The sequence below is a fragment of the Pantoea sp. Fr-CA_6 genome (genome assembly GCF_024520895.1).
In the GTDB taxonomy this organism is placed as follows: Bacteria; Pseudomonadota; Gammaproteobacteria; order Enterobacterales; family Enterobacteriaceae; genus Pantoea; species Pantoea agglomerans.
Window position 1 is genome coordinate 108,237 of sequence record NZ_JALNPO010000012.1, and the last position, 25,072, is coordinate 133,308.

Below are 25,072 nucleotides of genomic sequence, written 5' to 3' on the forward strand. Positions count from 1 at the left end.
TAGCAATGGAATTAGTATTGAAAGACGCGCAGAGCGCGCTGACTGTTTCCGAAACTACCTTCGGTCGTGATTTCAACGAAGCGCTGGTTCACCAGGTTGTTGTTGCTTACGCATCTGGCGCCCGCCAGGGTACTCGCGCGCAGAAAACTCGCGCCGAAGTAACCGGTTCAGGCAAAAAGCCATGGCGTCAAAAAGGCACCGGCCGTGCGCGTGCAGGTTCTGTAAAGAGCCCAATCTGGCGTTCAGGTGGTGTGACCTTTGCTGCGAAGCCGCAGGACCACAGTCAAAAAGTTAACAAAAAGATGTACCGCGGCGCGCTGAAAAGCATCCTGTCCGAACTGGTACGTCAAGATCGTCTGATCGTTGTCGAATCATTTGCTGTAGAAGCACCGAAAACCAAGCTGCTGGTACAGAAACTGAAAGACATGGCTCTGGAAGACGTGCTGATCATCACCGGTGAACTGGATGAGAATCTGTTCCTGGCTGCGCGCAACCTGTACAAGGTTGACGTACGTGATGCATCCGGTATCGACCCAGTTAGCCTGATCGCCTTCGACAAAGTCGTTATGACTGCTGATGCAGTTAAGCAAGTTGAGGAGATGCTGGCATGATCCGTGAAGAACGTCTGCTGAAAGTACTGCGCGCGCCGCACGTATCTGAAAAAGCATCTAGCGCGATGGAAAAAACCAATACCATCGTTCTCAAAGTTGCTAATGACGCGACCAAAGCAGAGATCGTTGCTGCTGTTGAGAAACTGTTCGAAGTAGAAGTTAAAGACGTAAACACCCTGGTAGTTAAGGGCAAAGTTAAGCGTCAAGGACAGCGTATCGGTCGTCGTAGCGACTGGAAAAAAGCTTACGTCACCCTGAAAGAAGGCCAGAATCTGGACTTCGCTGGCGGCGCTGAGTAAGTCGGAGGAGAAAGACAATGGCAGTTGTTAAATGTAAACCGACATCTCCGGGTCGTCGCCATGTAGTTAAAGTGGTAAACGCGGAGCTGCACAAGGGCAAACCATTTGCCCCGCTGGTAGAAAAAAACAGCAAATCCGGTGGCCGTAACAACAATGGTCGTATCACTACCCGTCATATCGGTGGTGGTCACAAGCAGGCTTATCGTATTGTTGACTTCAAACGCAACAAAGACGGTATCCCGGCAGTTGTTGAACGTCTTGAGTACGATCCGAACCGCTCTGCGAACATCGCACTGGTTCTGTACAAAGACGGCGAGCGCCGTTACATCCTGGCCCCTAAAGGCCTGAAAGCCGGCGACCAGATCCAATCTGGCGTTGATGCTGCGATTAAAGCAGGTAACACTCTGCCGATGCGTAACATCCCGGTGGGTTCAACCGTGCATAACGTAGAAATGAAACCAGGCAAAGGCGGTCAGATTGCTCGCTCAGCCGGTGCTTACGTGCAGATCGTTGCGCGTGAAGGTTCTTACGTTACCCTGCGTCTGCGTTCAGGTGAAATGCGTAAAGTCGAGTCTGACTGCCGCGCAACACTGGGCGAAGTCGGCAACGCTGAGCATATGCTGCGCGTTCTGGGTAAAGCTGGTGCAGCCCGTTGGCGTGGTGTTCGTCCTACCGTTCGTGGTACCGCGATGAACCCAGTTGATCACCCGCACGGTGGTGGTGAAGGTCGTAACTTTGGTAAGCACCCGGTAACTCCGTGGGGCGTTCAGACCAAAGGTAAGAAGACCCGTAGCAACAAGCGTACCGATAAGTTTATCGTACGTCGCCGTAGCAAATAATATTAGAGGATAAGCCATGCCACGTTCTCTCAAGAAAGGTCCTTTTATTGACCTGCACTTGCTGAAGAAGGTAGAGAAAGCGGTGGAAAGCGGTGACAAGAAGCCTTTGCGCACTTGGTCCCGTCGTTCAACGATCTTTCCTAACATGATCGGTTTGACCATCGCTGTCCATAATGGTCGTCAGCACGTTCCTGTCTTTGTTTCCGACGAAATGGTTGGTCACAAACTGGGTGAATTCGCGCCGACACGTACTTATCGCGGTCACGCGGCTGATAAAAAAGCCAAGAAGAAATAAGTAGGAGGAAGAGATGGAAACTTTAGCTCAACATCGCCACGCTCGTTCTTCTGCTCAGAAGGTTCGCCTTGTTGCTGACCTGATTCGCGGTAAGAAAGTGTCGCAGGCACTGGACATTTTGACCTACACCAATAAGAAAGCGGCTGTACTGGTCAAAAAAGTTCTGGAATCTGCCATTGCTAACGCCGAACACAACGATGGCGCTGATATCGACGATCTGAAAATCACGAAAATTTTCGTTGATGAAGGTCCGACCATGAAACGCATTATGCCGCGTGCCAAAGGTCGTGCAGATCGCATCCTGAAGCGCACCAGCCACATTACTGTGGTTGTGTCCGATCGCTGAGACTCTGGAGACTAGCAATGGGTCAGAAAGTACATCCTAATGGTATTCGCCTGGGTATTGTAAAACCATGGAACTCTACCTGGTTTGCGAACACCAAAGAATTCGCTGACAACCTGGACAGCGATTTTAAAGTACGTCAGTTTTTGACTAAAGAACTGGCTAAAGCATCTGTCTCTCGTATCGTTATCGAGCGTCCAGCGAAGAGCATCCGTGTGACTATTCACACCGCTCGTCCGGGCATCGTTATCGGTAAGAAAGGCGAAGATGTAGAAAAACTGCGCACGGTCGTCGCGAATATCGCTGGCGTTCCTGCACAGATTAATATCGCCGAAGTCCGCAAGCCGGAACTGGACGCGAAACTGGTAGCTGACAGCATCACTTCACAGCTGGAGCGTCGTGTGATGTTCCGTCGTGCTATGAAGCGTGCAGTTCAGAACGCCATGCGTCTTGGCGCGAAGGGTATTAAAGTCGAAGTTAGCGGCCGTCTGGGTGGCGCCGAGATCGCACGTACCGAATGGTATCGTGAAGGTCGCGTGCCATTGCACACACTGCGTGCTGACATTGACTACAACACCTCTGAAGCGCACACCACTTATGGTGTAATCGGCGTTAAGGTATGGATCTTCAAAGGTGAGATCCTGGGTGGTATGGCTGCTGTTGAACAACCGGAACCGGCTGCTCAACCTAAAAAGCAGCAGCGTAAAGGCCGTAAGTAAGGAGAGTCGCTGATGTTACAACCAAAGCGTACGAAATTCCGTAAAGTGCACAAAGGCCGTAACCGCGGTCTGGCTGCGGGTACGGATGTCAGCTTCGGTACTTTCGGTCTGAAAGCTGTTGGCCGTGGTCGTCTGACTGCTCGTCAGATCGAAGCAGCACGTCGTGCTATGACCCGTGCAGTTAAGCGTCAAGGTAAGATCTGGATCCGAGTATTCCCGGACAAACCGATCACCGAGAAGCCGCTGGAAGTGCGTATGGGTAAAGGTAAGGGTAACGTAGAGTATTGGGTTGCCCTGATCCAGCCTGGTAAAGTCCTGTATGAAATGGACGGCGTACCAGAAGAGCTGGCCCGTGAAGCATTCAAGCTGGCAGCAGCAAAACTGCCTATCAAAACCACCTTTGTAACTAAGACGGTGATGTAATGAAAGCAACTGAGCTGCGTGAAAAAAGCGTTGAAGAGCTGAACACTGAGCTGCTTAATCTGCTGCGTGAGCAATTTAACCTGCGCATGCAGGCAGCATCTGGCCAACTGCAGCAGACTCATCTGCTGAAACAGGTTCGCCGTGATGTTGCACGCGTTAAGACTTTACTGACTGAGAAGGCGGGTTCGTAATGACCGATAAAATCCGTACTCTGCAGGGTCGTGTAGTAAGTGACAAAATGCAGAAATCTGCAGTTGTTGCTATCGAACGTTTCGTGAAACACCCGATCTACGGCAAATTCATTAAACGTACGACCAAGCTGCACATCCATGACGAGAACAATGAATGTGGAATTGGTGACGTGGTAGAAATCCGCGAATGCCGTCCACTGTCCAAGACTAAATCCTGGACCCTGGTTCGCGTAATCGAGAAAGCTGTTCTGTAATAAGAATCGTTTTTTCTGAGGAAACCCTCTGCTTCGGCAGGGGGTTTTTTTTTGCCTGCGATTCGGGCTTGATCCATTTGTGCCCGTGGCAATACGGATTTGATGGTGCTCACAAATTCAGGGATTTGCAGGGATTAAGCTGCCTCTCTTCAGGCGAGGTGGCCTGAAAGCGCCAGGCTATAAACGCCGGGGTTATCATAACTGTACAAGGAAATGTGCCGTGAAAATGGAGAGTCATGACCGCTTACGCCGGTCACTGTTAAAATTGCCACTGTTAGCTGCGTTACCTGCGATTAGCTCTGCCAAAAGCTTGCCGCTATTATCGGGTAACACACAACCACTACCCACAGGCAATAGCATGGAACGAACTCTGTTACTGAAGAATGCTGAATGTGTGGTCTGCATGGATGCTGACCGTCGGGAAATAGGTAACGCCTCTATTCTGATAAAAGGAAATAAGATCGTTGCAGTCGGGGAAGCACGCTCGTTACCTGATAGCGCGGATGAGATCATCGATCTGCGAGGACATATTGTCATCCCTGGCCTGATCAATACGCATCACCACATGTATCAGAGCCTGACCCGCGCTATTCCTGCAGTGCAAAACGGCGAGCTCTTTAACTGGCTGACCCACCTCTATCCACTGTGGCAGAATCTGACGCCTGAGATGATTCATATCTCAACACAGATCTCCATGGCCGAGTTAATGCTCTCCGGCTGCACCACTACCAGTGACCATCTCTACGTCTACCCGAATGGCTGTAAGCTTGACGACAGTATTGAGGCTGCAGCCTTAATGGGCATGCGTTTCCATGCGAGCCGGGGCAGCATGAGCGTCGGTAAGTCCCTGGGTGGCTTACCACCCGATGCATTGGTAGAAGATGAAGCCGCCATTCTTAAAGATACGCAGCGTGTGATTGAGCGCTACCATGATGACAGCCACGGTTCGATGTTACGCATCGTGGTTGCGCCATGTTCGCCGTTTTCAGTCAGCCGTGAGCTGATGAAGCAATCCGCAGCGATGGCACGCAGCTTCAATGTCTCAATGCACACCCATCTGGCGGAGAACGACAGCGATATCCGTTATAGCCGTGAAAAATTCAATATGACGCCAGCACAGTATGTTGAAGACCTCGGCTGGGTAGGACCGGATGTCTGGCATGCACACTGCGTCAAACTGGATCAGCATGGCATAGAACTCTTTGCACGTACCGGTACCGGCGTCGCGCACTGTCCCTGCTCGAACATGCGTCTCGGTTCCGGTATTGCGCCGATACGCCATATGTGTGATGCCGGCGTACACGTGGGTATGGGTGTGGATGGCTCAGCCTCCAATGACAGCTCAGACATGATGGCCGAGGTTCGTCAGGCGATGCTGCTGCAACGCGTTGGCTTCGGCCCGGATGCGATGACGGCACGTCAGGCACTGGAACTGGCGACGCTGGGTGGAGCAAAGGTGCTTAACCGCGATGATGTGGGCACCATTGCGCCGGGCATGATGGCCGATCTGGCCATTTTTGACCTGAACCGAATTGGACTTGCCGGGGCAGGGCACGATCCTGTCGCCGCCCTGGTGTTCTGTAATCCGGGACAGGTTGCCTATAGCATCATTAACGGAAAAGTCCGGGTACGGGACGGACAAGTGGCCGGAATTGAACTGCCAGCCGTGTTGCGTCAGCATAACCAACTGGCCAGGAAACTGGCTGGTTGAGTCAGAAGGGCACTTTATTTGGGAGGCGACGAAAAATAAGGCAGATTACATTTGCTACTGTTCGCACTATTCCCTAGAATACGCCCTCCCTGTCATCAGGGGAAATCAGCGGCTCGATTGAGAGCCGTTTATTTTTTCTACCCATCTGTGAGAACCGGTGTTACAATGCCGCGCCCTCAATTATGGGGCTTTCTAACGACCTGAGGTTTAGGTCCCGAAGTAGTAGTTGACATTAGCGGAGCACTAAAATGATCCAAGAACAGACTATGCTGAACGTCGCCGACAACTCCGGTGCACGTCGCGTAATGTGTATCAAGGTTCTGGGTGGCTCGCACCGTCGCTACGCAGGCGTCGGTGACATCATCAAAGTTACCATCAAGGAAGCAATTCCGCGTGGTAAAGTCAAAAAAGGTGATGTCCTGAAGGCGGTAGTGGTGCGCACCAGGAAGGGTGTTCGTCGCCCGGACGGTTCTGTCATTCGCTTCGATGGTAATGCATGCGTTATTCTGAACAATAACAGTGAGCAGCCTATCGGTACGCGTATTTTTGGGCCGGTAACTCGTGAACTTCGTACTGAAAAGTTCATGAAAATTATCTCTCTGGCACCAGAAGTACTCTAAGGAGCGAACAATGGCAGCTAAAATCCGTCGTAACGACGAAGTTATCGTGTTAACCGGTAAAGATAAAGGTAAGCGCGGTAAAGTTAAGAATGTCCTGTCTTCTGGTAAGGTCATCGTTGAAGGTATCAACCTGGTGAAGAAACATCAGAAGCCGGTTCCGGCTCTGAACCAACCAGGTGGCATCGTTGAAAAAGAAGCTGCTATTCAGGTTTCTAACGTTGCACTGTTCAACGCGGCAACTGGTAAGGCTGACCGTGTAGGCTTTAGATTCGAAGACGGCAAAAAAGTCCGTTTCTTCAAGTCTAACAGCGAAACTATCAAGTAATTTGGAGTAGTACGATGGCGAAACTGCATGATTACTACAAAGACGAAGTAGTCCAGAAACTCATGACAGAGTTTGGCTACAATTCTGTCATGCAAGTCCCTCGGGTCGAGAAGATCACCCTGAACATGGGTGTTGGTGAAGCGATCGCTGACAAGAAACTGCTGGATAACGCAGCAGCTGACCTGGCAGCAATCTCCGGTCAAAAACCGCTGGTCACCAAAGCACGCAAATCAGTTGCAGGCTTCAAAATCCGTCAGGGCTATCCGATCGGCTGTAAAGTAACTCTGCGTGGCGAGCGCATGTGGGAGTTCTTTGAGCGTCTGGTCACCATTGCTGTTCCACGTATCCGTGACTTCCGTGGCTTGTCCGCTAAGTCATTCGATGGTCGTGGCAACTACAGCATGGGTGTACGTGAGCAGATCATCTTCCCAGAAATCGACTACGACAAAGTCGATCGCGTTCGTGGTTTGGATATCACCATTACCACTACTGCGAAATCTGATGATGAAGGCCGTGCTCTGCTGGCTGCCTTTGACTTCCCGTTCCGTAAGTAAGGTAGGGTTACTTAATGGCTAAGCAATCTATGAAAGCACGCGAAGTTAAGCGTGCAAAATTAGCAGACAAATTCTTCGCTAAACGCGCTGAACTGAAAGCGATCATCTCTGATGTGAACGCTTCCGACGAAGATCGTTGGGATGCTGTTCTGAAGCTGCAGAGTCTGCCGCGTGATTCCAGCCCTTCGCGTCAGCGTAACCGCTGCCGTCAAACAGGTCGTCCGCACGGTTTCCTGCGGAAGTTTGGGTTGAGCCGTATCAAGGTCCGCGAAGCCGCCATGCGCGGTGAAATCCCGGGCCTGAAAAAGGCTAGCTGGTAATTGTCACCAATTGAATCACGGGAGTAACACAGATGAGCATGCAAGATCCGATCGCGGATATGCTGACCCGTATCCGTAACGGTCAGGCCGCAAACAAAGTTGCGGTCACCATGCCTTCCTCCAAGCTGAAATTGGCAATTGCCAACGTTCTGAAGGAAGAAGGATATATTGAAGATTTCAAAATCGAAGGCGACATCAAGCTGGAACTGGAACTTACTCTCAAGTATTTCCAGGGCAAAGCTGTTGTAGAAAGCATTCAGCGAGTAAGCCGTCCTGGTCTGCGCATCTATAAGAAAAAAGATGAGCTGCCAAAGGTAATGGCTGGTATGGGCATCGCTGTAGTTTCTACATCTAAAGGTGTCATGACTGATCGTGCAGCGCGCCAGGCAGGTCTTGGTGGCGAAATTATCTGCTACGTAGCGTAATCGGAGGATACATATGTCTCGTGTTGCTAAAGCACCTGTCGTTGTTCCTGCCGGCGTAGAGGTAAAACTCAACGGTCAGGTAATTTCGATTAAAGGTAAAAACGGCGAGCTGACTCGTACTATCAATGATGCTGTTGAAGTTAAGCATGCTGACAACGCTCTGACTTTCGCTCCGCGCGAAGGTTTCGTTGACGGCTGGGCGCAGGCGGGTACTTCTCGCGCGCTGCTGAACGCAATGGTAATCGGTGTTACCGAAGGCTTCACTAAGAAGCTGCAGCTGGTTGGTGTAGGTTATCGTGCAGCCGTTAAAGGCGACGTGGTTAACCTGTCTCTGGGCTTTTCTCATCCAGTCGATCACCAGCTGCCCGCGGGTATCACTGCAGAATGTCCAACTCAGACTGAGATCGTGCTGAAAGGCGCTGATAAACAGCTGATTGGTCAGGTTGCAGCGGACTTGCGCGCCTACCGTCGTCCTGAGCCTTATAAAGGCAAGGGTGTCCGTTACGCCGACGAAGTCGTGCGTACCAAAGAGGCTAAGAAGAAGTAAGGTAACACTATGGATAAGAAATCTGCTCGTATCCGTCGTGCGACCCGTGCACGTCGCAAGCTCAAAGAGCTGGGTGCTACTCGCCTGGTGGTACATCGTACCCCGCGTCATATTTACGCACAGGTAATCGCCCCGAACGGTTCCGAAGTTCTGGTCGCTGCTTCTACTGTAGAAAAAGCTATCACTGAACAACTGAAGTATACCGGTAATAAAGAAGCCGCAGCTGCAGTAGGTAAAGCTATCGCAGAACGCGCAATCGAAAAAGGCATCACTGGTGTTTCTTTCGACCGTTCCGGTTTCCAATATCATGGTCGCGTCCAGGCACTGGCAGATGCTGCCCGTGAAGCTGGCCTTCAGTTCTAAGGTAGAGGTCTAAGATGGCACACATCGAGAAACAAGCTGGCGAACTGCAGGAAAAACTGATCGCGGTAAACCGTGTTTCTAAAACTGTTAAAGGTGGTCGTATCTTCTCCTTCACAGCACTGACTGTGGTAGGCGATGGTAATGGTCGCGTAGGTTTTGGTTACGGTAAAGCGCGTGAAGTTCCAGCAGCGATCCAGAAAGCGATGGAGAAAGCCCGTCGCAACATGGTTAACGTCGCGCTGACCAACGGCACCCTGCAGCACCCAGTTAAAGGTGCACACACGGGTTCCCGCGTGTTCATGCAGCCGGCTTCAGAAGGTACCGGTATTATTGCCGGTGGTGCAATGCGCGCCGTTCTGGAAGTCGCTGGAGTTCATAACGTACTGGCAAAAGCCTATGGTTCTACTAACCCGATTAACGTGGTTCGTGCAACTATCGACGGCCTGGGCAATATGAAATCTCCGGAAATGGTCGCTGCTAAGCGTGGTAAATCCGTTGAAGAAATTCTGGGGTAATCACGATGGCTAAGACTATTAAAATCACTCAAACCCGTAGTTCAATCGGCCGCTTGCCTAAGCATAAAGCCACTCTGGTTGGCCTGGGTCTGCGTCGTATTGGCCACACCGTTGAGCGTGAAGACACGCCTGCAGTACGCGGTATGGTTAACGCGGTTTCCTATATGGTTAAAGTGGAGGAGTAAGAGATGCGTTTAAATACTCTGTCTCCGGCCGAAGGGTCTAAGCACGCTACCAAGCGTCTGGGTCGTGGTATCGGTTCTGGCCTCGGAAAAACCGGTGGTCGTGGTCACAAAGGTCAGAACTCACGTTCTGGCGGTGGCGTACGTCGCGGTTTCGAAGGTGGTCAGATGCCTCTGTACCGTCGTCTGCCGAAGTTCGGTTTCACCTCTCGCAAAGCAATGATCACCACAGAGATTCGTCTGTCTGATCTGGCGAAAGTTGAAGGCGGTATCGTCGACCTGAACGCGCTGAAAGCAGCCAACATTGTCGGTGTTCAGATTGAATTCGTTAAAGTAATTCTGTCTGGTGAAGTTTCTACACCGGTAACGGTTCGCGGTCTGCGTGTCACCAAAGGTGCACGTGCTGCAATCGAAGCTGCTGGCGGTAAAATCGAGGAATAAGTAGCAGATGGCTAAACAACCGGGATTAGATTTTCAAAGTGCCAAGGGTGGCTTTGGTGAGCTGAAACGCAGACTGCTGTTTGTAATCGGCGCACTCATTGTCTTCCGTATTGGCTCTTTTATTCCAATCCCTGGTATTGATGCCACTGTACTTGCCAAACTGCTTGAGCAACAGCGTGGCACCATCATTGAAATGTTTAACATGTTCTCTGGTGGTGCTCTGAGCCGTGCTTCTATTTTCGCACTGGGCATCATGCCGTATATTTCGGCATCGATTATCATCCAGTTATTAACGGTGGTTCATCCAGCGTTAGCGGAAATTAAGAAAGAAGGGGAGGCTGGCCGTCGTAAGATTAGCCAGTACACCCGATACGGTACGTTGGTATTGGCCATATTTCAGTCGATCGGTATTGCTACCGGTCTGCCGAATATGCCAGGGATGCAAGGCCTGGTAATGAATCCAGGCTTTGCTTTCTACTTTACCGCTGTTGTGAGTCTGGTCTCAGGAACGATGTTCCTGATGTGGCTGGGCGAACAGATTACTGAACGTGGTATCGGTAACGGTATTTCGATCATTATCTTCGCAGGTATCGTTGCGGGTCTCCCGCCGGCCATTGGCCATACCATCGAGCAAGCGCGGCAAGGCGACCTGCACTTCCTTCTGTTGCTGTTGGTTGCAGTACTCGTATTCGCAGTGACCTTCTTTGTTATCTTTGTTGAACGTGGTCAACGCCGCATTGTGGTGAACTACGCAAAACGTCAGCAAGGTCGTCGCGTTTACGCTGCACAGAGCACACATTTACCGTTGAAAGTGAACATGGCAGGCGTCATTCCAGCCATCTTTGCTTCCAGCATTATTCTGTTCCCGGCAACGATTGCATCGTGGTTTGGGGGCGGTACCGGTTGGAACTGGCTGACAACAATTTCGCTGTATTTGCAGCCAGGACAGCCGCTTTATGTGCTACTCTATGCGACTGCAATCATCTTCTTCTGTTTCTTCTATACGGCGTTGGTTTTCAACCCACGTGAAACAGCAGATAACCTGAAGAAGTCTGGTGCATTCGTACCGGGAATTCGTCCGGGAGAGCAAACGGCGAAGTATATTGATAAAGTAATGACGCGATTGACCTTAATCGGCGCTCTCTACATTACGTTTATCTGCCTTATCCCGGAGTTCATGCGTGATGCGATGAAGGTTCCCTTCTACTTTGGCGGTACTTCACTGCTTATCGTAGTTGTCGTCATCATGGACTTTATGGCTCAAGTGCAAACTCTGATGATGTCAAGTCAGTACGAGTCGGCACTGAAGAAAGCTAACCTGAAAGGCTACGGCCGTTAATTCAGTTGGTTGAGAAGTTACGGAGAGTAAAAATGAAAGTTCGTGCTTCCGTCAAGAGATTATGTCGTAACTGCAAAATCATTCGTCGCGACGGTGTCGTCCGTGTGATCTGCAGCGCCGAGCCAAAGCATAAACAGCGCCAAGGCTGATTTTGTCACATATTTTTCTTGCAAAGTCGGGTTGAGCTGGCTAGATTAGCCAGCCAATCTTTTGTATGTCAGTGCGTTTCCATTTGAGTATCCTGAAAACGGGCTTTTCAGCATGGGACGTGCTTGTTTAATTATAGGAGTGCATAGTGGCCCGTATAGCAGGCATTAACATTCCTGATCAAAAACATACCGTTATCGCATTAACTTCGATCTTCGGTATCGGTAAAACTCGTTCTAAAGCCATCTGCGCTTCAACGGGTATTGCTGAAAATGTTAAGATCAGTGAGCTGTCTGAAGAACAAATTGATCAGCTGCGTGATGCAGTTGCGAAATTCGTTGTAGAAGGTGATCTGCGCCGTGAAATCACCCTGAGCATCAAGCGTCTTATGGACCTTGGTTGCTACCGTGGTTTGCGCCATCGTCGTGGTCTTCCGGTTCGCGGTCAGCGTACTAAGACCAACGCACGTACCCGTAAGGGTCCGCGTAAACCGATCAAGAAATAATCGGGGTGAGTAAATAATGGCAAAGGCACCAGTTCGTGCACGTAAGCGTGTAAGAAAACAAGTCTCAGATGGCGTGGCTCATGTCCATGCTTCTTTTAACAACACCATCGTTACCATTACTGATCGTCAGGGTAACGCACTGGGTTGGGCAACCGCCGGTGGTTCCGGTTTCCGCGGTTCACGTAAATCCACTCCGTTTGCTGCTCAGGTCGCTGCAGAGCGCTGTGCAGAAGCGGTAAAAGATTACGGAATTAAGAACCTGGAAGTTATGGTAAAGGGTCCGGGTCCAGGTCGCGAATCTACGATTCGTGCTTTGAACGCCGCTGGTTTCCGCATCACTAATATTACTGATGTGACTCCGATCCCTCATAACGGTTGTCGTCCGCCGAAAAAACGTCGCGTATAACGCCCGTTTTTTTAGGATAGTTGGAGAAAGAAAATGGCAAGATATTTGGGTCCTAAGCTCAAGCTGAGCCGTCGTGAGGGCACTGACTTATTCCTTAAGTCTGGCGTTCGCGCGATTGATTCCAAGTGTAAGATTGAACAAGCCCCTGGTCAGCATGGTGCGCGTAAACCGCGTCTGTCTGATTACGGCGGTCAGTTACGTGAAAAGCAAAAAGTTCGTCGTATCTACGGCGTGCTGGAGCGTCAGTTCCGTAACTATTATAAAGAAGCAGCTCGTCTGAAAGGCAACACCGGTGAAAACCTGTTGGCTCTGCTGGAAGGTCGTCTGGACAACGTAGTTTATCGTATGGGCTTTGGTGCCACTCGTGCAGAAGCACGTCAGCTGGTTAGCCATAAGTCTGTTCTGGTAAATGGCCGCGTTGTTAACATCGCTTCTTATCAGGTATCTCCGAATGATGTCGTTAGCATCCGTGAGAAAGCCAAAAAGCAATCTCGCGTGAAGGCCGCTCTGGAGCTGGCTGAGCAGCGTGAAAAGCCAACCTGGCTGGAAGTTGATGCGACTAAGATGGAAGGTGTGTTCAAGCGTATTCCTGAACGTACTGATCTGTCTGCGGACATTAACGAACACCTGATCGTCGAGCTTTACTCCAAGTAAGGCTTAGTACCAAAGAGAGGACACAATGCAGGGTTCTGTGACAGAGTTTCTAAAACCGCGCCTGGTAGATATCGAGCAAGTGAGTTCGACGCACGCCAAGGTGACCCTTGAGCCTTTAGAGCGTGGCTTTGGCCATACTCTTGGTAACGCACTGCGCCGTATTCTGCTTTCATCCATGCCGGGTTGCGCGGTGACCGAGGTTGAAATTGATGGTGTACTTCATGAGTACAGCACCAAAGAGGGAGTACAGGAAGATATCCTGGAAATCCTGCTCAACCTGAAAGGGCTGGCGGTAAGAGTTCAGGGGAAAGATGAAGTTATTCTGACCTTGAATAAATCTGGCATTGGCCCTGTGACTGCAGCCGACATTACCCATGATGGTGATGTCGAAATCGTCAAGCCTCAGCATGTCATTTGCCATCTGACCGATGAGAACGCTGCTATCAGCATGCGTATCAAAGTTCAGCGTGGTCGTGGCTATGTGCCGGCTTCTGCCCGAATTCATTCGGAAGAAGATGAGCGCCCAATCGGCCGCCTGTTAGTTGACGCTTGCTACAGCCCTGTAGACCGTATCGCCTACAATGTTGAAGCAGCGCGTGTAGAGCAGCGCACCGACCTGGACAAGCTGGTCATCGAAATGGAAACCAACGGCACAATCGATCCTGAAGAGGCGATTCGTCGTGCGGCAACCATTCTGGCAGAACAACTTGAAGCTTTCGTTGACTTACGTGATGTACGTCAGCCGGAAGTTAAAGAAGAGAAACCAGAATTCGATCCGATCCTGCTGCGCCCTGTTGACGATCTGGAATTGACTGTCCGCTCTGCTAACTGCCTTAAGGCAGAAGCTATCCACTACATCGGTGATCTGGTACAGCGTACCGAGGTTGAGCTGCTTAAAACGCCTAACCTTGGTAAAAAATCTCTTACCGAGATTAAAGATGTGCTGGCTTCGCGTGGTCTTTCTCTGGGCATGCGCCTCGAGAACTGGCCGCCAGCAAGCATTGCTGATGAATAATCAGATCACAGGTTAAGGTTTCACTGAGAAGGATAAGGTCATGCGCCATCGTAAGAGTGGTCGTCAACTGAACCGCAACAGCAGCCATCGTCAGGCTATGTTCCGCAACATGGCCGGTTCTCTGGTTCGTCATGAGATCATCAAAACGACTCTGCCGAAAGCCAAAGAACTGCGTCGCGTAGTTGAGCCGCTGATTACTCTTGCCAAGACCGACAGCGTAGCTAATCGTCGTCTGGCATTCGCCCGTACTCGTGATAACGAGATCGTGGCAAAACTGTTTAATGAGCTGGGCCCGCGTTTCGCGAGCCGTGCCGGTGGTTACACTCGTATTCTTAAGTGTGGCTTCCGTGCTGGTGACAACGCTCCGATGGCTTACATCGAGCTGGTTGATCGTCCAGAAGCTCAAGCAGAAGCAGCCGCAGAGTAATCTGTAGCAACGTAAAAAACCCGCTTCGGCGGGTTTTTTATTGCCTGAAATTTACTACCTTAGAACTTACTCTTTTCATGTTCAAAGGAGCCAACTATGTGGCTGGTTGATGAACTTGCTGAACAGCATATCAAAGCGGCGCTGGAAAAAGGCGAGCTGAGTAATCTTCCCGGCTCCGGTAAGCCGCTGCAGCTGGATGATGACAGTCATGTTCCGCCTGAGTTAAGAGCGGGCTACCGGTTACTGAAAAATGCGGGCTTTCTGCCGCCAGAGCTTGAGCTCAGACGGGAAGCCATGGAAGTTAACGATCTTATTCGCAACCTCGATCCTGCGGATCAAAATTTTCAGGATCATTGCCATCGGCTTCAGGTGCTGGAGCTGAGATTACGCCAGGCGGGTATCAGTACCGATTTTCTCCATGGCAGTTATTCCACTGCTATTCAGCATCGTTTCCGCGAGGAGGAGTAAATGTTTCGCATCGGTCAGTTAGCTAAGCTTGCGGAGGTGACGCCAGACACTATCCGTTTTTATGAAAAGCAGCAGATGATGGATCATGATGCTCGGACGGAAGGTGGTTTTCGCCTTTACAGCGAGGGCGATCTTCAGCGTCTGAAATTTATTCGTTATGGTCGTAAACTGGGTTTCAGTCTGGAAGCGATCAGAGAGCTACTTTCGATCCGGGTTGATCCTGCGCACCACACCTGTCAGGAATCAAAAGCGATCGTTGAAAAACGGCTGAGCGAAGTTGCTCAGATGATCGCAGAATTAGAAACGATGCAGCGTTCCCTGCGACACCTTTCCGATGCCTGTTGTGGTGACAGTCACAGTAGCATTTCGTGCTCAATTCTTGAGGCGCTGGAGCGGGGAGAGGCTTCGAGCAAATAAGCATATTGTTATTTTGCTGCAAAGGAATAGAGTATCAGACCATCTCAACAGGAGGCGTCATGAGTAAATATCAGCACACCAAAGGGCAAATCCGCGATAACGCGATTCAGGCTCTGTTACACGACCCACTATTTCGGCAACGCATAGAGCAGAAGCAAAAGGGTAAAGGTAGTTTCAAGCGGAAAGAGAAACATGGCAAGGGGACTGGATGGGAGGGCAGTGATAAGAAAGCGTCTTATCACTGCCCTTCTGCTTTTACGGTTAAAAAAACCGCCTGTGCGGCGGCTTATTAACTAGACCCGGGTATTCTGCTGTTTCAGCAGGTCGCGGATTTCAGTCAGCAGAACTTCTTCGTTTGACGGTTTAGCCACTGGCTTCTCTACTTCCTTTTTCTTGTACAGACGATTCATTAACTTGATCGCCATAAAGATTGCGAAAGCGATGATGACAAAATCGAAGATGGTCTGAAGGAAGATACCGTACTGCATTACAACGGCTGGAGCATCACCAACTGCAGGCTTAAGTACCCAGGCGAATGATTTAAAATCCACACCACCAATCAGCAAGCCTAAAGGCGGCATAATGATGTTGGCGACTAACGATGAAACAATTTTACCGAATGCAGCACCGATGATGACACCAACGGCTAAATCCATCACATTGCCGCGCATTGCGAAATCGCGAAACTCTTTGATTAAACTCATACTTATCTCCTTGCCCAAGCCAATGCCATAAAGTCTAACAAACCCTACTGGTTTTGCCATCAACACAGCGAATTAAGCGGCAGTTTTGCGTTCCCTGTGCTCTGTTCGCCTGTAAACGCGGCATTTACAGGAAAAATGGACTCGGCTGGAAGAGACGTTCCACATCTGATACAAACTTCTTGTCGGTCAGGAACATGATGACATGATCACCTTGTTCAATTCGCAGGTTATCATTGGCAATCATCACATCGTCTCCACGAACCACTGCGCCAATAATGGTGCCTGGCGGTAGTTTGATATCATCAATGGAGCGGCCGACCACGCGTGAAGTTGATTCGTCTCCGTGGGCTATCGCTTCGATCGCTTCTGCAATACCGCGTCGTAGCGATGAAACGCCCACGATATCCGCTTTGCGCACATGACCAAGCAGGGCAGAAATCGTGGCCTGCTGAGGTGAAATAGCGATATCGATAACGCTGCCTTGTACCAGATCGACGTAGGCGCGGCGCTGAATCAGCACCATAACCTTCTTCGCCCCCATCTTTTTTGCCAGCATGGCTGACATAATATTGGCTTCATCATCGTTGGTGACGGCGATAAAGAGATCAACCTGATCAACATGTTCTTCAGCGAGAAGTTCCTGATCTGACGCATCGCCATAAAAGACGACTGTGTCGTGAAGATGCTCTGCCAGTTCTGCTGCGCGCTGGGGGTTACGTTCAATCAGCTTCACGCTGTAATTTTTCTCAAGTTTTTGTGCCAAGCCGAAACCGATATTACCGCCACCTACCAGCATAATCCGTTTATAAGGTTTCTCCAGCCGCTGCATTTCACTCATTACCGCACGAATGTTCTGACTGGCTGCAATGAAAAAGACTTCATCACCCGCTTCTACGATGGTTGAACCCTGCGGGCGAATGGGGCGATCCTGACGAAATATAGCGGCTACGCGGGTATCAATGTGTGGCATATGCTCACGCATGATCGATAGCGGATTTCCTACCAGTGGCCCGCCATAATAAGCTTTCACCACGGCGAGGCTGACTTTGCCTTCAGCAAAGTTGACGACCTGCAATGCGCCAGGGTACTGGATTAAACGATAGATATTGTCGATCACCAGCTGTTCAGGCGAGATCAGGTGATCGATAGGCACCGCTTCAGGAATAAATAATTTGTCCGCATCACGCAGATAATCGGCCGCGCGAATACGGGCGATACGATTCGGCGTATTGAAAAGCGAATAAGCAATCTGACAGGCAATCATGTTGGTTTCATCGGAGTTGGTTACGGCAACCAGCATGTCGGCATCTTCTGCACCCGCCTCACGTAAAATGCGTGGATGAGAACCATGACCCTGCACGACGCGAAGATCGAACTTATCCTGCAGGTGACGCAGGCGTGAAGAGTCGGTATCAACCACCGTGATATCGTTGTTTTCACCCACCAGATTTTCTGCCAGGGTTCCGCCAACCTGTCCTGCGCCCAGAATGATTATTTTCATCGCTTATCAATACTCATTTCAGTTTGTACCCGATTTTTTTATCAGCTTAGCGTAGAAGAAACCATCTCCGCCCTCGGCTTCCGGGAATACCTGTAAGCCGTTCGCGGGCGCATCTCCGAGGGGCTCAGCCTGCGCATCATGCTGGCGCTGCAGGAAAGCATCTATCTGCTGATGATTCTCTTCAGGCAGGATGGAACAGGTGGCATAAATCAGTGTACCGCCAGGTTTCAGGTGCGGCCAGATAGCATCAAGAATTTCACCCTGAAGCTTTGCCAGCTCGGCGATATCCCGATCGCGACGCAGCCACTTAATATCAGGATGGCGTCGGATCACACCGGTAGCAGAGCAGGGCGCATCCAGCAGAATACGGTCAAACTGACGAACGCCGCACCACTGTTGCGGCGTTAGTCCATCACCCTGTTTCACGTCTGCTTTCATACCCAGTCGTTGCAGATTCTCATTTACGCGTTTAAGACGCTGCGCATCCACGTCGACGGCCATAACTTCGGCCTGAGGCGCGATTTCAAGGATATGGGTCGTTTTACCGCCGGGCGCAGCGCATAAATCCAGAATCTGTTCGCCGTTTTGGGGCTCAAGCAGCAAGGCACAGCGCTGAGCAGATAAATCCTGCACGGTAACCCAACCCTGATCAAAGCCTGGTAGCTGGCTGACCGGGGCAGGGGCGTCAAGCCGCAGCGCATCCGGCACATCGACATCAGGCTGAGCATTCCTGCCGCTTTCGGCCAGCATAGCCAGCCACGTGTCACGATCGTGGTGCTGGCGATTAACCCGCAGCCACATCGGCGGACGCAGATTATTTGCTTCGACAATCTGTTGCCATTGTTCCGGCCAGGCATGCTGCAAACGCTTTAGCAGCCATCCCGGATGCAGATAGCGTTGCGGGCCATCCTGAACAGTGGCGAGCAGCTCTTCCCGCTGACGCTGAAACTGGCGTAATACGCCATTTAATAAGCCTTTCATACTGGTGCGCTTCAGTACTTCGGCGCCCGCGACGGTTTCTGCCAGTGCGGCATGGGCAGGCACACGGGTATACTCCAGCTGATAAAGCCCGACCATGATCAGATAGTGCAGAACCCGCTGTTTGCCGGTAAGTGGACGCTCCATCAGTTTGCCAATCAGCGCTTCCAGCTGCGGTAATGTGCGCAATACGCCAAAACAGATCTCCTGCACTAATGCGCTATCTTTGTCAGAGAGCTTTTTCTGGGCGGCTGGCAGTGCCGTATTCAGGGATTCGCCCTTGTCGACCACACGCTCAATAAGTTGAGCTGAGAGGCTACGCAGGTTGATAGATTTAGTCATAGGGTTTTGTCATCAAACAAAAGGCCCGGTGAGGGACCGGGCCTGAGAGTCAGTCCAGAAGGGTTCCAGGTTCAAACCATTCCCGGCGCGAGTTGAGAAGATCCTGAGCCGACATCGGTTTTTTACCGGCGGGCTGCAACTGGAGCAGGTTCAGTACGCCCTGAGCCGTTGCCACCTGGATGCCATGCTTGTCAGCATGGATAATTTCACCAGGCGCACGATCGCAGTGGGGCAGAACGCTTGCCTGCCAGACTTTAACCGGCTGATCTTCAATGGTGAAAAAGCTCATCGGCCACGGGTTAAAAGCGCGAATACAACGCTCAAGCTGTTCTGCAGAGAGTGTCCAGTCAAGACGTGCCTCCTCTTTACTGAGTTTCTCAGCATAGTTGGCCAGCGTTTCATCCTGTTTTTCAGGTGAAGCCTGCTGAGTGGTCAGTAATGTCAGCGTATCCAGCAGCCCCTGTGGGCCAAGCTGTGCCAGCTTGTCATACAGCGTGGCACTGGTATCCTGGGCAGTAATCGGACAGGCCAGCTTATGCAGCATATCGCCGGTATCCAGTCCCACGTCCATCTGCATGATGGTCACGCCGGTTTCGCTGTCGCCAGCCCAGAGCGCACGTTGAATAGGCGCAGCTCCACGCCAGCGTGGCAGCAGTGAGCCATGGACATTGATGCATCCCAGACGTGGCATATCAAGCACGGCCTTGGGCAGAATTAATCCGTAGGCCACAACCACCATCACATCGGCCTTGAGGTCAGCAACCAGTTGCTGATTTTCTTCAGGTCGCAGTGACTTAGGCTGATAAACCGGAATGTCATGTGCCATCGCCAGCGTTTTGACCGGGCCTGGCGTTAATTTGTTACCGCGACCAGCAGGACGGTCGGGTTGGGTGAATACGCCGATAACCTGATGTTCAGAAGCAAGCAGCGCGTCAAGATGACGCGCTGCAAAGTCAGGTGTGCCGGCAAAGATGATTTTTAGCGGGGCAGACACGTTTATCCCTTATTAAGATCTCAGGAAGCCTGCGCGTTCTGACGCGCCAGTTTCTCTAATTTATTTTTGATCCGTTGCCGCTTTAAAGGCGACAGATAATCGATAAACAGTTTGCCTTCCAGATGATCGATCTCATGCTGGATACAGATGGCCAGTAACTCGCTGGCTTCCAGTTCGAAACTTTTACCCTCGCGATCCAGTGCACGGACCTTTACCCGCTCGGCACGCGGAACAAATGCGCGCTGTTCCGGAATAGAGAGGCAGCCCTCTTCAATGCCGGTTTCACCGCTTTTTTCCAGCAGCTCAGGGTTAATCAGCACTAAACGCTCTTCACGACTTTCAGAGACGTCAATCACGATAATGCGCTGATGAATATCGACCTGCGTAGCCGCAAGACCGATACCTTCTTCGGCATACATCGTCTCGAACATATCATCAACGATACGCTGAATGTCTGCGTTAACTTCTTTAACGGGCGCAGCAACTTTGCGAAGACGCTCGTCAGGGAAATGTAATACCTGCAAAACTGACATAAATATCCAGATCTGTATTCGGTTAAGAAAAGATTACTACCTTATATTGTAGACTTTTCGAGGCCTGATTGACAGCATTCTGCGGCAGGAAGCAAGGGCGATCAGGGAGCTGAAGATGGACAAAATAGCGCAGTCTGTACGGCTGGCCGCCGTCACTGGCATGACAGGGAAACGCTGGGTTGATGTGGCGCAGCAAATAGGTGCCGGACAGGCAGACAGGGAGCAGCTTATCCGGCTTGGCTTAGATGAGAGCCAGTGCCAGCAATATGATGATTTTAATGAAAATAATCTCACAGAAGTCTATTCCTGGCTGGATCAGAGTCCGGCTCATCATCTGGTGACTGCTCTGGACGCGGCCTATCCTGCCCGTCTTAAAGAAACCAACCGCTTTCCGCCGCTGCTATATATTAATGGCGATCCTGCGCTTATCAGCACACCACAGTTAGCGGTGGTGGGCAGCCGAAACTGTTCACACTATGGCCGCTACTGGTGCGACTGGTTTACCCAGCACTTAAGCCTCAGCGGTCTGACCATTACCAGCGGACTGGCAAGGGGTATTGATGGTGTTGCGCATCAGGCAGCACTCAACGTGGGCGGTAAAACGGTGGCCGTGTTAGGTAGTGGATTGCAGCGGCTCTATCCCAGCAATCATGCCCATCTTGCTGCAGAGATCGTTGAACAGGGTGGGGCGGTGGTTTCTGAGTTTCCGCTGACGACCCTGCCGCATCCGCTTAATTTTCCGCGCCGTAATCGTATCATCAGCGGCCTGAGCCATGGGGTGCTGGTGGTAGAAGCCTCGCTGAAGAGTGGTTCCCTGGTAACGGCGCGGTATGGGCTGGAGCAAAATCGTAATGTCTATGCCTTACCTGGCGCGCTCGGTAACCCGTTAAGCGAAGGCGTAAACTGGCTGATTCAGCAGGGGGCGCTGCTGGTGGCCCATCCCCATAACATCGTGGAAGATCTGGCTAGTGCACTTAACTGGCTGCCGATGACACCGGCCGGTGAAATTTATTCTGAGGTGAGTGACGATGCTCCATTGCCATTTGCTGATGTGTTGGCTAACGTAGGTGATGATGTTACACCTGTTGACGTTGTCGCTGAACGTGCCGGCCAATCTGTGCCAGTTATCTCAGCTCAGTTGCTGGAACTGGAGTTAGCAGGATGGATCGCAGCTGTACCCGGCGGCTATGTCCGATTGAGGAGGGCATGCCATGTTCGACGTACTGATGTATTTGTTTGAGACATATATCCACAACGAAGCAGAAATGGGTGTTGATCAGGACAGATTGACAGACGACCTGACGGATGCCGGGTTCCATCGTGAAGATATTTACAGTGCGCTGAACTGGTTAGAAAGATTGGCTGACTATCAGGAAGGACTGGTTGCGCCAATTTTACTGACAAATGATCCGCTCTCCATGCGTATTTATACCGATGAAGAGAGCAAACGTTTAGATGCTGACAGCCGTGGTTTCCTGCTGTTCCTGGAGCAGATTCAGGTGCTGAACCTGGAAACGCGTGAAATGGTCATCGAACGCATTATGGCGCTGGATACCTCTGAGTTTGACCTGGAGGATCTCAAATGGGTGGTACTGATGGTGTTGTTCAACATTCCCGGATGTGAAAATGCCTATCAGCAGATGGAAGAACTGCTATTCGACGCCAATGAAGGTATGCTGCATTAAATTTCCTTTCATGCATTGATCGCTATGAGTAAAGCTGCACTCTTCACCGTGCGTAAACAGGATCCCTGCCCCGCTTGCGGGGCAGAACTGGTTATCCGCTCCGGTAAACACGGTCCTTTTCTGGGCTGCGCGAACTACCCGGCATGCGACTACATTCGACCCTTAAAGGGTCAGGCCGATGGTCATGTGGTCAAAGTGCTGGAAGGCCACGCCTGTCCCGAATGTGGCGCGGATAAAGTGTTGCGGCAGGGGCGATTTGGCATGTTCATTGGCTGTAGCCTCTATCCGGAATGCGGATACACCGAAACCATCGACAAACCAGATGAAACCTCGCTGGCCTGTCCACAGTGCCATGAAGGCCGGTTAGTTCAGCGGCGCTCCCGTTACGGCAAAACGTTTCACTCATGCGATCGCTATCCAGCCTGCCAGTTTGTTGTGAATCTGACACCCGTTGCCGGAATCTGTCCTTATTGCCAGTATCCGCTATTAGTTGAAAAAAAGACGGCCCAAGGGATCAAACGCTTTTGCGCCAGTAAAAGTTGTGGCAAAGCCATTGCTGAAGAGAATTCATAGACCATGGAAAATCAACACCTCGCCGATTCACTTGAAACCTGCTTAGAGCAGCTGAATCGACAGGCGGTCATCGCCTATCCTACTGAAGCCGTATTTGGTCTGGGCTGTGACCCTGACAGTGAATCTGCCGTCATGGCTTTACTGGCGCTGAAACAGCGTCCGGTAGAAAAGGGGCTTATCCTGATTGCGGCTGATTACACCCAGCTGGAACCTTACATCTCCGCTCGGGAACTGTCTGTGATACAGCGTGAGCGGATGTTTGCATGCTGGCCCGGCCCGGTGACCTTTGTCGTACCCGTTCCGCCACAAACGCCTCGCTGGCTTACCGGACAGTTTGATTCACTGGCCATTCGCGTCAGTGACCATCCTGATGTGCAGGCCCTTTGCCGCGCATTTGGTAAACCGCTGGTCTCAACCAGTGCAAATCTGTCAGGCCTGCCTCCCTGCCGAACGGCTGAAGAAGTGAAGCAGCAGTTTGGTGAGCAGTTCCCGGTTCTGTCGGGAAAAACGGGTGGGCGGCTCAATCCCTCTGAAATCCGCGATGTCATCAGCGGCGAACTTATACGTCAGGGCTAATTCATGGATCAATTCGCCGTTTTCGGTAATCCGATCAACCACAGTAAATCTCCGCTGATCCATCAGGCTTTCGCTGAACAGACGGGCATTGAACATCGCTATGGTCGGATTTGTGCCCCGATAGATGGTTTTCCTCAGGCGCTCTCTGCCTTTTTCGAACAGGGAGGCCGTGGCGCCAACGTGACGTTACCTTTTAAACAGCAGGCATGGGAATTTGCCGATCAGCTCAGCGAACGTGCAGCCCTGTCCGGCGCGGTAAACACGGTGAAAAAACTCAGCGATGGGCAGATCCTGGGTGACAACACGGATGGTATCGGGCTGTTAAGCGATCTTGAACGGCTGAAGATGATCAACGCTGGTGACAAGGTATTGCTGGTGGGGGCGGGTGGTGCTGCACGTGGGGTCATTCTGCCGCTTCTCTCAGCAGGCGTGACACTCACTGTTGTTAACCGTACCGCCGCGCGGGCGGAAGAGCTGGCTAGCCTGTTTGCAGCGAGCGGCACTATCCGCTCATGTGGTTTTGAGCAGCTGGCAGATCAGCACTTTGATCTGATCATTAATGCGACCTCAAGCGGCGTGAATGGCGAAACCCCTCCTTTACCTGCAGCAGTCATTCATGCTGATGTGCGCTGTTATGACATGTTTTATCAAAGCGGGCTGACGCCTTTCCTGCGCTGGTGTCAGGCGCAGGGCACGGCTCATCTGGCAGATGGTTTGGGCATGCTGGTGGGGCAGGCTGCTCATGCCTTCTATCTGTGGCACGGTGTGATGCCGGAAATCGCACCGGTGATTACCCAGCTTAAACAGGCCATGCAGCCATGAATCAGGCGATACAGTTTCCTGATGATGAAACCTATAATGCTGAACTGAACGCGGTCTGTTTCCCGGTGCAGGTCAACGGCATGCGGCTGACCTGTGCAATCAGCGGGAAGTCGCTGACTTCACGTTTTGGTGAAGGGGAGACGATGGCGCTGTTTCAGCACCATCGCTGGGATCTGGAAGATGAGGCTGAAGCGGCTATCCGTCAGGATAATATTGATGCTCAGGGCTGGATCTGGTTATCTCCCGCCAGGTAATCATCTTTCCAGGCGACATAATTATTAGCGGAATAGCGTAAACCTTCCTTCTCATTGTCATTCAGCGGCCTGATCTGCCTGACCGGACTACCCAGATAGAGATAGCCGCTCTCCAGTCTTTTACCTGGCGGCACCAGACTTCCGGCACCAATCATCACCTCTTCTTCTACTATTACGCCATCAAGCAGAATCGATCCCATTCCGACCAGCACGCGATCGCCAATGGTACAGCCGTGCAACATCGCTTTATGCCCGACCGTGACATCCTCGCCAATAATAAGAGGGAAGCCTTGCGGGTTAGACGCTGATTTATGCGTAACGTGCAGAACGCTGCCGTCCTGTACATTAGTACGGGCACCAATGCGGACCTGATTCACATCACCCCTGATCGCAACCAGCGGCCAGATGCTCACGTCGTCCTCCATTATGACATCACCGACCACAACACTGCTTGGATCGACCATAACGCGCTGGCCGGTTTGCGGGAAAAGGTCTTTATATGGACGTAAGGCGGAAGTCATCATGTTCTCCTTTGTTCTGTTTTCAATGCAGCCTGATGCGATTTCAGGCAGCTGACAAGCCAATTCTGGCCTGGATCGCTGGCGATCTCATCAATCTGGATCATTTATAACCGTTCAGATAAAAGATCCAAAAAAAGGGTTGTGCTCTGAAACGGGATCCCTATAATGCGCCTCCATCGACACGGAACACCGGCAACGGGAAGCGGGTTGAGAGGCACAGGAGACTGCGCCGCC

42 protein-coding genes are annotated in these 25,072 nt (G+C 51.3%); 36 read left to right on the plus strand and 6 right to left on the minus strand.

Going from position 1 to position 25,072, the window contains the following annotated elements; genetic code table 11:
• The first annotated feature begins 5 nt into the window (after positions 1-5).
• The 30 genes from rplD to NR201_RS18765 all read left to right on the plus strand — a co-directional run bounded on the left by rplD (position 6) and on the right by NR201_RS18765 (position 15,648).
• Entirely contained in the window at positions 6-611 is a 606-nt protein-coding gene (gene rplD, locus NR201_RS18620; protein WP_003850711.1) for a 50S ribosomal protein L4, read from the plus strand.
• The gene (rplW, locus tag NR201_RS18625) at positions 608-910 is read left to right on the plus strand and encodes a 50S ribosomal protein L23 (RefSeq protein ID WP_003850708.1); all 303 of its coding nucleotides are present in this window, start codon (positions 608-610) and stop codon (positions 908-910) included. Before rplD ends, rplW begins: the two co-directional genes overlap by 4 nt.
• Before the next feature lie 17 nt (positions 911-927).
• Positions 928-1,749, plus strand: coding sequence for a 50S ribosomal protein L2 (gene rplB / locus NR201_RS18630; protein ID WP_008927137.1), 822 nt, complete (start codon positions 928-930; stop codon positions 1,747-1,749).
• Positions 1,750-1,765: 16 nt separating this feature from the next.
• Positions 1,766-2,044 carry a 30S ribosomal protein S19 gene (gene rpsS, locus NR201_RS18635; RefSeq protein WP_001138115.1) on the plus strand — a complete coding sequence of 93 codons (279 nt, stop codon included), beginning with the start codon at positions 1,766-1,768 and terminating at the stop codon, positions 2,042-2,044.
• A 13-nt stretch (positions 2,045-2,057) separates the two neighbouring features.
• Positions 2,058-2,390, plus strand: coding sequence for a 50S ribosomal protein L22 (gene rplV / locus NR201_RS18640; protein WP_008927136.1), 333 nt, complete (start codon positions 2,058-2,060; stop codon positions 2,388-2,390).
• Between the two features lie 17 nt (positions 2,391-2,407).
• Positions 2,408-3,106 carry a 30S ribosomal protein S3 gene (gene rpsC, locus NR201_RS18645; RefSeq protein WP_009087585.1) on the plus strand — a complete coding sequence of 233 codons (699 nt, stop codon included), beginning with the start codon at positions 2,408-2,410 and terminating at the stop codon, positions 3,104-3,106.
• A 12-nt stretch (positions 3,107-3,118) separates the two neighbouring features.
• A complete protein-coding gene (gene rplP, locus NR201_RS18650) occupies positions 3,119-3,529 on the plus strand; it encodes a 50S ribosomal protein L16 (RefSeq protein WP_008927134.1) in 411 nt (136 codons plus the stop codon).
• A complete protein-coding gene (gene rpmC, locus NR201_RS18655; protein WP_003850146.1) occupies positions 3,529-3,720 on the plus strand; it encodes a 50S ribosomal protein L29 in 192 nt (63 codons plus the stop codon). Before rplP ends, rpmC begins: the two co-directional genes overlap by 1 nt.
• Positions 3,720-3,974: a 30S ribosomal protein S17 gene (gene rpsQ / locus NR201_RS18660; RefSeq protein WP_003850147.1), complete on the plus strand. Its 255-nt coding sequence runs from the start codon at positions 3,720-3,722 to the stop codon at positions 3,972-3,974. The genes rpmC and rpsQ overlap by 1 nt, the downstream gene beginning before the upstream one ends.
• Positions 3,975-4,332: 358 nt before the next feature.
• Complete coding sequence (locus NR201_RS18665) at positions 4,333-5,685, plus strand: 8-oxoguanine deaminase (protein WP_010252814.1); 1,353 nt, start codon at positions 4,333-4,335, stop codon at positions 5,683-5,685.
• A 248-nt stretch (positions 5,686-5,933) separates the two neighbouring features.
• Positions 5,934-6,305, plus strand: a complete 372-nt coding sequence (gene rplN / locus NR201_RS18670) for a 50S ribosomal protein L14 (RefSeq protein ID WP_006120590.1) — start codon at positions 5,934-5,936, stop codon at positions 6,303-6,305.
• A 10-nt stretch (positions 6,306-6,315) separates the two neighbouring features.
• Complete coding sequence (gene rplX / locus NR201_RS18675; protein ID WP_003850150.1) at positions 6,316-6,630, plus strand: 50S ribosomal protein L24; 315 nt, start codon at positions 6,316-6,318, stop codon at positions 6,628-6,630.
• A gap of 14 nt (positions 6,631-6,644) precedes the next feature.
• On the plus strand, positions 6,645-7,184 hold the full coding sequence (gene rplE, locus NR201_RS18680) for a 50S ribosomal protein L5 (protein WP_003850155.1): 540 nt from the start codon (positions 6,645-6,647) through the stop codon (positions 7,182-7,184).
• Positions 7,185-7,198: 14 nt separating this feature from the next.
• Positions 7,199-7,504, plus strand: a complete 306-nt coding sequence (gene rpsN / locus NR201_RS18685) for a 30S ribosomal protein S14 (protein WP_008927132.1) — start codon at positions 7,199-7,201, stop codon at positions 7,502-7,504.
• 32 nt (positions 7,505-7,536) lie between these two features.
• Positions 7,537-7,929, plus strand: a complete 393-nt coding sequence (gene rpsH / locus NR201_RS18690; protein ID WP_003850158.1) for a 30S ribosomal protein S8 — start codon at positions 7,537-7,539, stop codon at positions 7,927-7,929.
• A gap of 13 nt (positions 7,930-7,942) precedes the next feature.
• The gene (gene rplF, locus NR201_RS18695) at positions 7,943-8,476 is read left to right on the plus strand and encodes a 50S ribosomal protein L6 (protein WP_003850161.1); all 534 of its coding nucleotides are present in this window, start codon (positions 7,943-7,945) and stop codon (positions 8,474-8,476) included.
• Between the two features lie 9 nt (positions 8,477-8,485).
• Positions 8,486-8,839, plus strand: coding sequence for a 50S ribosomal protein L18 (gene rplR, locus NR201_RS18700; RefSeq protein WP_003850163.1), 354 nt, complete (start codon positions 8,486-8,488; stop codon positions 8,837-8,839).
• A gap of 14 nt (positions 8,840-8,853) precedes the next feature.
• Complete coding sequence (rpsE, locus tag NR201_RS18705) at positions 8,854-9,354, plus strand: 30S ribosomal protein S5 (RefSeq protein ID WP_003850164.1); 501 nt, start codon at positions 8,854-8,856, stop codon at positions 9,352-9,354.
• Positions 9,355-9,359: 5 nt separating this feature from the next.
• Positions 9,360-9,539, plus strand: coding sequence for a 50S ribosomal protein L30 (rpmD, locus tag NR201_RS18710; protein ID WP_003850166.1), 180 nt, complete (start codon positions 9,360-9,362; stop codon positions 9,537-9,539).
• A 3-nt stretch (positions 9,540-9,542) separates the two neighbouring features.
• Positions 9,543-9,977 carry a 50S ribosomal protein L15 gene (gene rplO / locus NR201_RS18715; protein ID WP_003850168.1) on the plus strand — a complete coding sequence of 145 codons (435 nt, stop codon included), beginning with the start codon at positions 9,543-9,545 and terminating at the stop codon, positions 9,975-9,977.
• 7 nt (positions 9,978-9,984) lie between these two features.
• Complete coding sequence (secY, locus tag NR201_RS18720; protein WP_003850175.1) at positions 9,985-11,316, plus strand: preprotein translocase subunit SecY; 1,332 nt, start codon at positions 9,985-9,987, stop codon at positions 11,314-11,316.
• 32 nt (positions 11,317-11,348) lie between these two features.
• Positions 11,349-11,465 carry a 50S ribosomal protein L36 gene (gene rpmJ, locus NR201_RS18725; protein ID WP_010252805.1) on the plus strand — a complete coding sequence of 39 codons (117 nt, stop codon included), beginning with the start codon at positions 11,349-11,351 and terminating at the stop codon, positions 11,463-11,465.
• Positions 11,466-11,611: 146 nt separating this feature from the next.
• The gene (gene rpsM, locus NR201_RS18730) at positions 11,612-11,968 is read left to right on the plus strand and encodes a 30S ribosomal protein S13 (protein ID WP_003850176.1); all 357 of its coding nucleotides are present in this window, start codon (positions 11,612-11,614) and stop codon (positions 11,966-11,968) included.
• Positions 11,969-11,984: 16 nt separating this feature from the next.
• Positions 11,985-12,374: a 30S ribosomal protein S11 gene (rpsK, locus tag NR201_RS18735; RefSeq protein ID WP_004160563.1), complete on the plus strand. Its 390-nt coding sequence runs from the start codon at positions 11,985-11,987 to the stop codon at positions 12,372-12,374.
• A gap of 33 nt (positions 12,375-12,407) precedes the next feature.
• Positions 12,408-13,028: a 30S ribosomal protein S4 gene (gene rpsD / locus NR201_RS18740; protein ID WP_008927131.1), complete on the plus strand. Its 621-nt coding sequence runs from the start codon at positions 12,408-12,410 to the stop codon at positions 13,026-13,028.
• Between the two features lie 25 nt (positions 13,029-13,053).
• The gene (gene rpoA, locus NR201_RS18745) at positions 13,054-14,043 is read left to right on the plus strand and encodes a DNA-directed RNA polymerase subunit alpha (RefSeq protein WP_003850179.1); all 990 of its coding nucleotides are present in this window, start codon (positions 13,054-13,056) and stop codon (positions 14,041-14,043) included.
• A gap of 40 nt (positions 14,044-14,083) precedes the next feature.
• Positions 14,084-14,470, plus strand: a complete 387-nt coding sequence (gene rplQ, locus NR201_RS18750; RefSeq protein ID WP_003850180.1) for a 50S ribosomal protein L17 — start codon at positions 14,084-14,086, stop codon at positions 14,468-14,470.
• Between the two features lie 96 nt (positions 14,471-14,566).
• The gene (locus NR201_RS18755) at positions 14,567-14,938 is read left to right on the plus strand and encodes a DUF1992 domain-containing protein (RefSeq protein ID WP_187500748.1); all 372 of its coding nucleotides are present in this window, start codon (positions 14,567-14,569) and stop codon (positions 14,936-14,938) included.
• Positions 14,939-15,355 (plus strand): Zn(2+)-responsive transcriptional regulator, encoded by a 417-nt coding sequence (gene zntR, locus NR201_RS18760; RefSeq protein WP_256844846.1) that lies wholly within the window; start codon positions 14,939-14,941, stop codon positions 15,353-15,355.
• A 59-nt stretch (positions 15,356-15,414) separates the two neighbouring features.
• A complete protein-coding gene (locus tag NR201_RS18765) occupies positions 15,415-15,648 on the plus strand; it encodes an alternative ribosome-rescue factor A (protein ID WP_010252762.1) in 234 nt (77 codons plus the stop codon).
• Here NR201_RS18765 and mscL read toward each other — a convergent pair whose 3' ends face one another.
• The 5 genes from mscL to def form a co-directional block, all read right to left on the minus strand.
• On the minus strand, positions 15,649-16,059 hold the full coding sequence (mscL, locus tag NR201_RS18770) for a large-conductance mechanosensitive channel protein MscL (protein ID WP_022625142.1): 411 nt from the start codon (positions 16,057-16,059) through the stop codon (positions 15,649-15,651).
• A gap of 124 nt (positions 16,060-16,183) precedes the next feature.
• The gene (gene trkA, locus NR201_RS18775) at positions 16,184-17,560 is read right to left on the minus strand and encodes a Trk system potassium transporter TrkA (RefSeq protein WP_010252756.1); all 1,377 of its coding nucleotides are present in this window, start codon (positions 17,558-17,560) and stop codon (positions 16,184-16,186) included.
• Between the two features lie 18 nt (positions 17,561-17,578).
• Complete coding sequence (rsmB, locus tag NR201_RS18780; protein WP_256844845.1) at positions 17,579-18,880, minus strand: 16S rRNA (cytosine(967)-C(5))-methyltransferase RsmB; 1,302 nt, start codon at positions 18,878-18,880, stop codon at positions 17,579-17,581.
• Positions 18,881-18,929: 49 nt separating this feature from the next.
• On the minus strand, positions 18,930-19,874 hold the full coding sequence (gene fmt, locus NR201_RS18785) for a methionyl-tRNA formyltransferase (RefSeq protein ID WP_111535195.1): 945 nt from the start codon (positions 19,872-19,874) through the stop codon (positions 18,930-18,932).
• Positions 19,875-19,894: 20 nt separating this feature from the next.
• Positions 19,895-20,407 (minus strand): peptide deformylase, encoded by a 513-nt coding sequence (gene def, locus NR201_RS18790; protein WP_010252747.1) that lies wholly within the window; start codon positions 20,405-20,407, stop codon positions 19,895-19,897.
• A 115-nt stretch (positions 20,408-20,522) separates the two neighbouring features.
• Here def and dprA point away from each other — a divergent pair, with 115 nt between their 5' ends.
• The 6 genes from dprA to NR201_RS18820 are packed head-to-tail and all read left to right on the plus strand — an operon-like array spanning position 20,523 to position 24,317.
• The gene (gene dprA, locus NR201_RS18795; RefSeq protein WP_124890365.1) at positions 20,523-21,647 is read left to right on the plus strand and encodes a DNA-protecting protein DprA; all 1,125 of its coding nucleotides are present in this window, start codon (positions 20,523-20,525) and stop codon (positions 21,645-21,647) included.
• Positions 21,619-22,092: a DUF494 family protein Smg gene (smg, locus tag NR201_RS18800; protein WP_010252741.1), complete on the plus strand. Its 474-nt coding sequence runs from the start codon at positions 21,619-21,621 to the stop codon at positions 22,090-22,092. Before dprA ends, smg begins: the two co-directional genes overlap by 29 nt.
• Before the next feature lie 24 nt (positions 22,093-22,116).
• Positions 22,117-22,665 (plus strand): topoisomerase DNA-binding C4 zinc finger domain-containing protein, encoded by a 549-nt coding sequence (locus NR201_RS18805; protein WP_010252738.1) that lies wholly within the window; start codon positions 22,117-22,119, stop codon positions 22,663-22,665.
• Between the two features lie 3 nt (positions 22,666-22,668).
• Positions 22,669-23,241, plus strand: a complete 573-nt coding sequence (gene tsaC, locus NR201_RS18810; protein WP_010252735.1) for an L-threonylcarbamoyladenylate synthase type 1 TsaC — start codon at positions 22,669-22,671, stop codon at positions 23,239-23,241.
• Between the two features lie 3 nt (positions 23,242-23,244).
• Positions 23,245-24,063, plus strand: coding sequence for a shikimate dehydrogenase (gene aroE / locus NR201_RS18815; protein ID WP_256844844.1), 819 nt, complete (start codon positions 23,245-23,247; stop codon positions 24,061-24,063).
• Entirely contained in the window at positions 24,060-24,317 is a 258-nt protein-coding gene (locus NR201_RS18820; protein ID WP_010671595.1) for a DUF1488 domain-containing protein, read from the plus strand. The genes aroE and NR201_RS18820 overlap by 4 nt, the downstream gene beginning before the upstream one ends.
• Here NR201_RS18820 and NR201_RS18825 read toward each other — a convergent pair.
• A complete protein-coding gene (locus tag NR201_RS18825) occupies positions 24,284-24,838 on the minus strand; it encodes a gamma carbonic anhydrase family protein (RefSeq protein ID WP_010671596.1) in 555 nt (184 codons plus the stop codon). The two genes, NR201_RS18820 and NR201_RS18825, sit on opposite strands and share 34 nt — an antisense overlap.
• Positions 24,839-25,072: the final 234 nt, after the last annotated feature.

Excerpts from the sequence above, each read along its gene's own strand:
- rplD (WP_003850711.1), top strand. The coding sequence starts at position 6 with ATGGAATTAGTATTGAAAGACGCGCAGAGCGCGCTGACTGTTTCCGAA.
- rplW (WP_003850708.1), top strand. The coding sequence starts at position 608 with ATGATCCGTGAAGAACGTCTGCTGAAAGTACTGCGCGCGCCGCACGTA.
- rplB (WP_008927137.1), top strand. The coding sequence starts at position 928 with ATGGCAGTTGTTAAATGTAAACCGACATCTCCGGGTCGTCGCCATGTA.
- rpsS (WP_001138115.1), top strand. The coding sequence starts at position 1,766 with ATGCCACGTTCTCTCAAGAAAGGTCCTTTTATTGACCTGCACTTGCTG.
- rplV (WP_008927136.1), top strand. The coding sequence starts at position 2,058 with ATGGAAACTTTAGCTCAACATCGCCACGCTCGTTCTTCTGCTCAGAAG.
- rpsC (WP_009087585.1), top strand. The coding sequence starts at position 2,408 with ATGGGTCAGAAAGTACATCCTAATGGTATTCGCCTGGGTATTGTAAAA.
- rplP (WP_008927134.1), top strand. The coding sequence starts at position 3,119 with ATGTTACAACCAAAGCGTACGAAATTCCGTAAAGTGCACAAAGGCCGT.
- rpmC (WP_003850146.1), top strand. The coding sequence starts at position 3,529 with ATGAAAGCAACTGAGCTGCGTGAAAAAAGCGTTGAAGAGCTGAACACT.
- rpsQ (WP_003850147.1), top strand. The coding sequence starts at position 3,720 with ATGACCGATAAAATCCGTACTCTGCAGGGTCGTGTAGTAAGTGACAAA.
- NR201_RS18665 (WP_010252814.1), top strand. The coding sequence starts at position 4,333 with ATGGAACGAACTCTGTTACTGAAGAATGCTGAATGTGTGGTCTGCATG.
- rplN (WP_006120590.1), top strand. The coding sequence starts at position 5,934 with ATGATCCAAGAACAGACTATGCTGAACGTCGCCGACAACTCCGGTGCA.
- rplX (WP_003850150.1), top strand. The coding sequence starts at position 6,316 with ATGGCAGCTAAAATCCGTCGTAACGACGAAGTTATCGTGTTAACCGGT.
- rplE (WP_003850155.1), top strand. The coding sequence starts at position 6,645 with ATGGCGAAACTGCATGATTACTACAAAGACGAAGTAGTCCAGAAACTC.
- rpsN (WP_008927132.1), top strand. The coding sequence starts at position 7,199 with ATGGCTAAGCAATCTATGAAAGCACGCGAAGTTAAGCGTGCAAAATTA.
- rpsH (WP_003850158.1), top strand. The coding sequence starts at position 7,537 with ATGAGCATGCAAGATCCGATCGCGGATATGCTGACCCGTATCCGTAAC.
- rplF (WP_003850161.1), top strand. The coding sequence starts at position 7,943 with ATGTCTCGTGTTGCTAAAGCACCTGTCGTTGTTCCTGCCGGCGTAGAG.
- rplR (WP_003850163.1), top strand. The coding sequence starts at position 8,486 with ATGGATAAGAAATCTGCTCGTATCCGTCGTGCGACCCGTGCACGTCGC.
- rpsE (WP_003850164.1), top strand. The coding sequence starts at position 8,854 with ATGGCACACATCGAGAAACAAGCTGGCGAACTGCAGGAAAAACTGATC.
- rpmD (WP_003850166.1), top strand. The coding sequence starts at position 9,360 with ATGGCTAAGACTATTAAAATCACTCAAACCCGTAGTTCAATCGGCCGC.
- rplO (WP_003850168.1), top strand. The coding sequence starts at position 9,543 with ATGCGTTTAAATACTCTGTCTCCGGCCGAAGGGTCTAAGCACGCTACC.
- secY (WP_003850175.1), top strand. The coding sequence starts at position 9,985 with ATGGCTAAACAACCGGGATTAGATTTTCAAAGTGCCAAGGGTGGCTTT.
- rpmJ (WP_010252805.1), top strand. The coding sequence starts at position 11,349 with ATGAAAGTTCGTGCTTCCGTCAAGAGATTATGTCGTAACTGCAAAATC.
- rpsK (WP_004160563.1), top strand. The coding sequence starts at position 11,985 with ATGGCAAAGGCACCAGTTCGTGCACGTAAGCGTGTAAGAAAACAAGTC.
- rpsD (WP_008927131.1), top strand. The coding sequence starts at position 12,408 with ATGGCAAGATATTTGGGTCCTAAGCTCAAGCTGAGCCGTCGTGAGGGC.
- rpoA (WP_003850179.1), top strand. The coding sequence starts at position 13,054 with ATGCAGGGTTCTGTGACAGAGTTTCTAAAACCGCGCCTGGTAGATATC.
- rplQ (WP_003850180.1), top strand. The coding sequence starts at position 14,084 with ATGCGCCATCGTAAGAGTGGTCGTCAACTGAACCGCAACAGCAGCCAT.
- NR201_RS18755 (WP_187500748.1), top strand. The coding sequence starts at position 14,567 with ATGTGGCTGGTTGATGAACTTGCTGAACAGCATATCAAAGCGGCGCTG.
- zntR (WP_256844846.1), top strand. The coding sequence starts at position 14,939 with ATGTTTCGCATCGGTCAGTTAGCTAAGCTTGCGGAGGTGACGCCAGAC.
- NR201_RS18765 (WP_010252762.1), top strand. The coding sequence starts at position 15,415 with ATGAGTAAATATCAGCACACCAAAGGGCAAATCCGCGATAACGCGATT.
- mscL (WP_022625142.1), bottom strand. The coding sequence starts at position 16,059 with ATGAGTTTAATCAAAGAGTTTCGCGATTTCGCAATGCGCGGCAATGTG.
- trkA (WP_010252756.1), bottom strand. The coding sequence starts at position 17,560 with ATGAAAATAATCATTCTGGGCGCAGGACAGGTTGGCGGAACCCTGGCA.
- rsmB (WP_256844845.1), bottom strand. The coding sequence starts at position 18,880 with ATGACTAAATCTATCAACCTGCGTAGCCTCTCAGCTCAACTTATTGAG.
- def (WP_010252747.1), bottom strand. The coding sequence starts at position 20,407 with ATGTCAGTTTTGCAGGTATTACATTTCCCTGACGAGCGTCTTCGCAAA.
- dprA (WP_124890365.1), top strand. The coding sequence starts at position 20,523 with ATGGACAAAATAGCGCAGTCTGTACGGCTGGCCGCCGTCACTGGCATG.
- smg (WP_010252741.1), top strand. The coding sequence starts at position 21,619 with ATGTTCGACGTACTGATGTATTTGTTTGAGACATATATCCACAACGAA.
- NR201_RS18805 (WP_010252738.1), top strand. The coding sequence starts at position 22,117 with ATGAGTAAAGCTGCACTCTTCACCGTGCGTAAACAGGATCCCTGCCCC.
- tsaC (WP_010252735.1), top strand. The coding sequence starts at position 22,669 with ATGGAAAATCAACACCTCGCCGATTCACTTGAAACCTGCTTAGAGCAG.
- aroE (WP_256844844.1), top strand. The coding sequence starts at position 23,245 with ATGGATCAATTCGCCGTTTTCGGTAATCCGATCAACCACAGTAAATCT.
- NR201_RS18820 (WP_010671595.1), top strand. The coding sequence starts at position 24,060 with ATGAATCAGGCGATACAGTTTCCTGATGATGAAACCTATAATGCTGAA.
- NR201_RS18825 (WP_010671596.1), bottom strand. The coding sequence starts at position 24,838 with ATGACTTCCGCCTTACGTCCATATAAAGACCTTTTCCCGCAAACCGGC.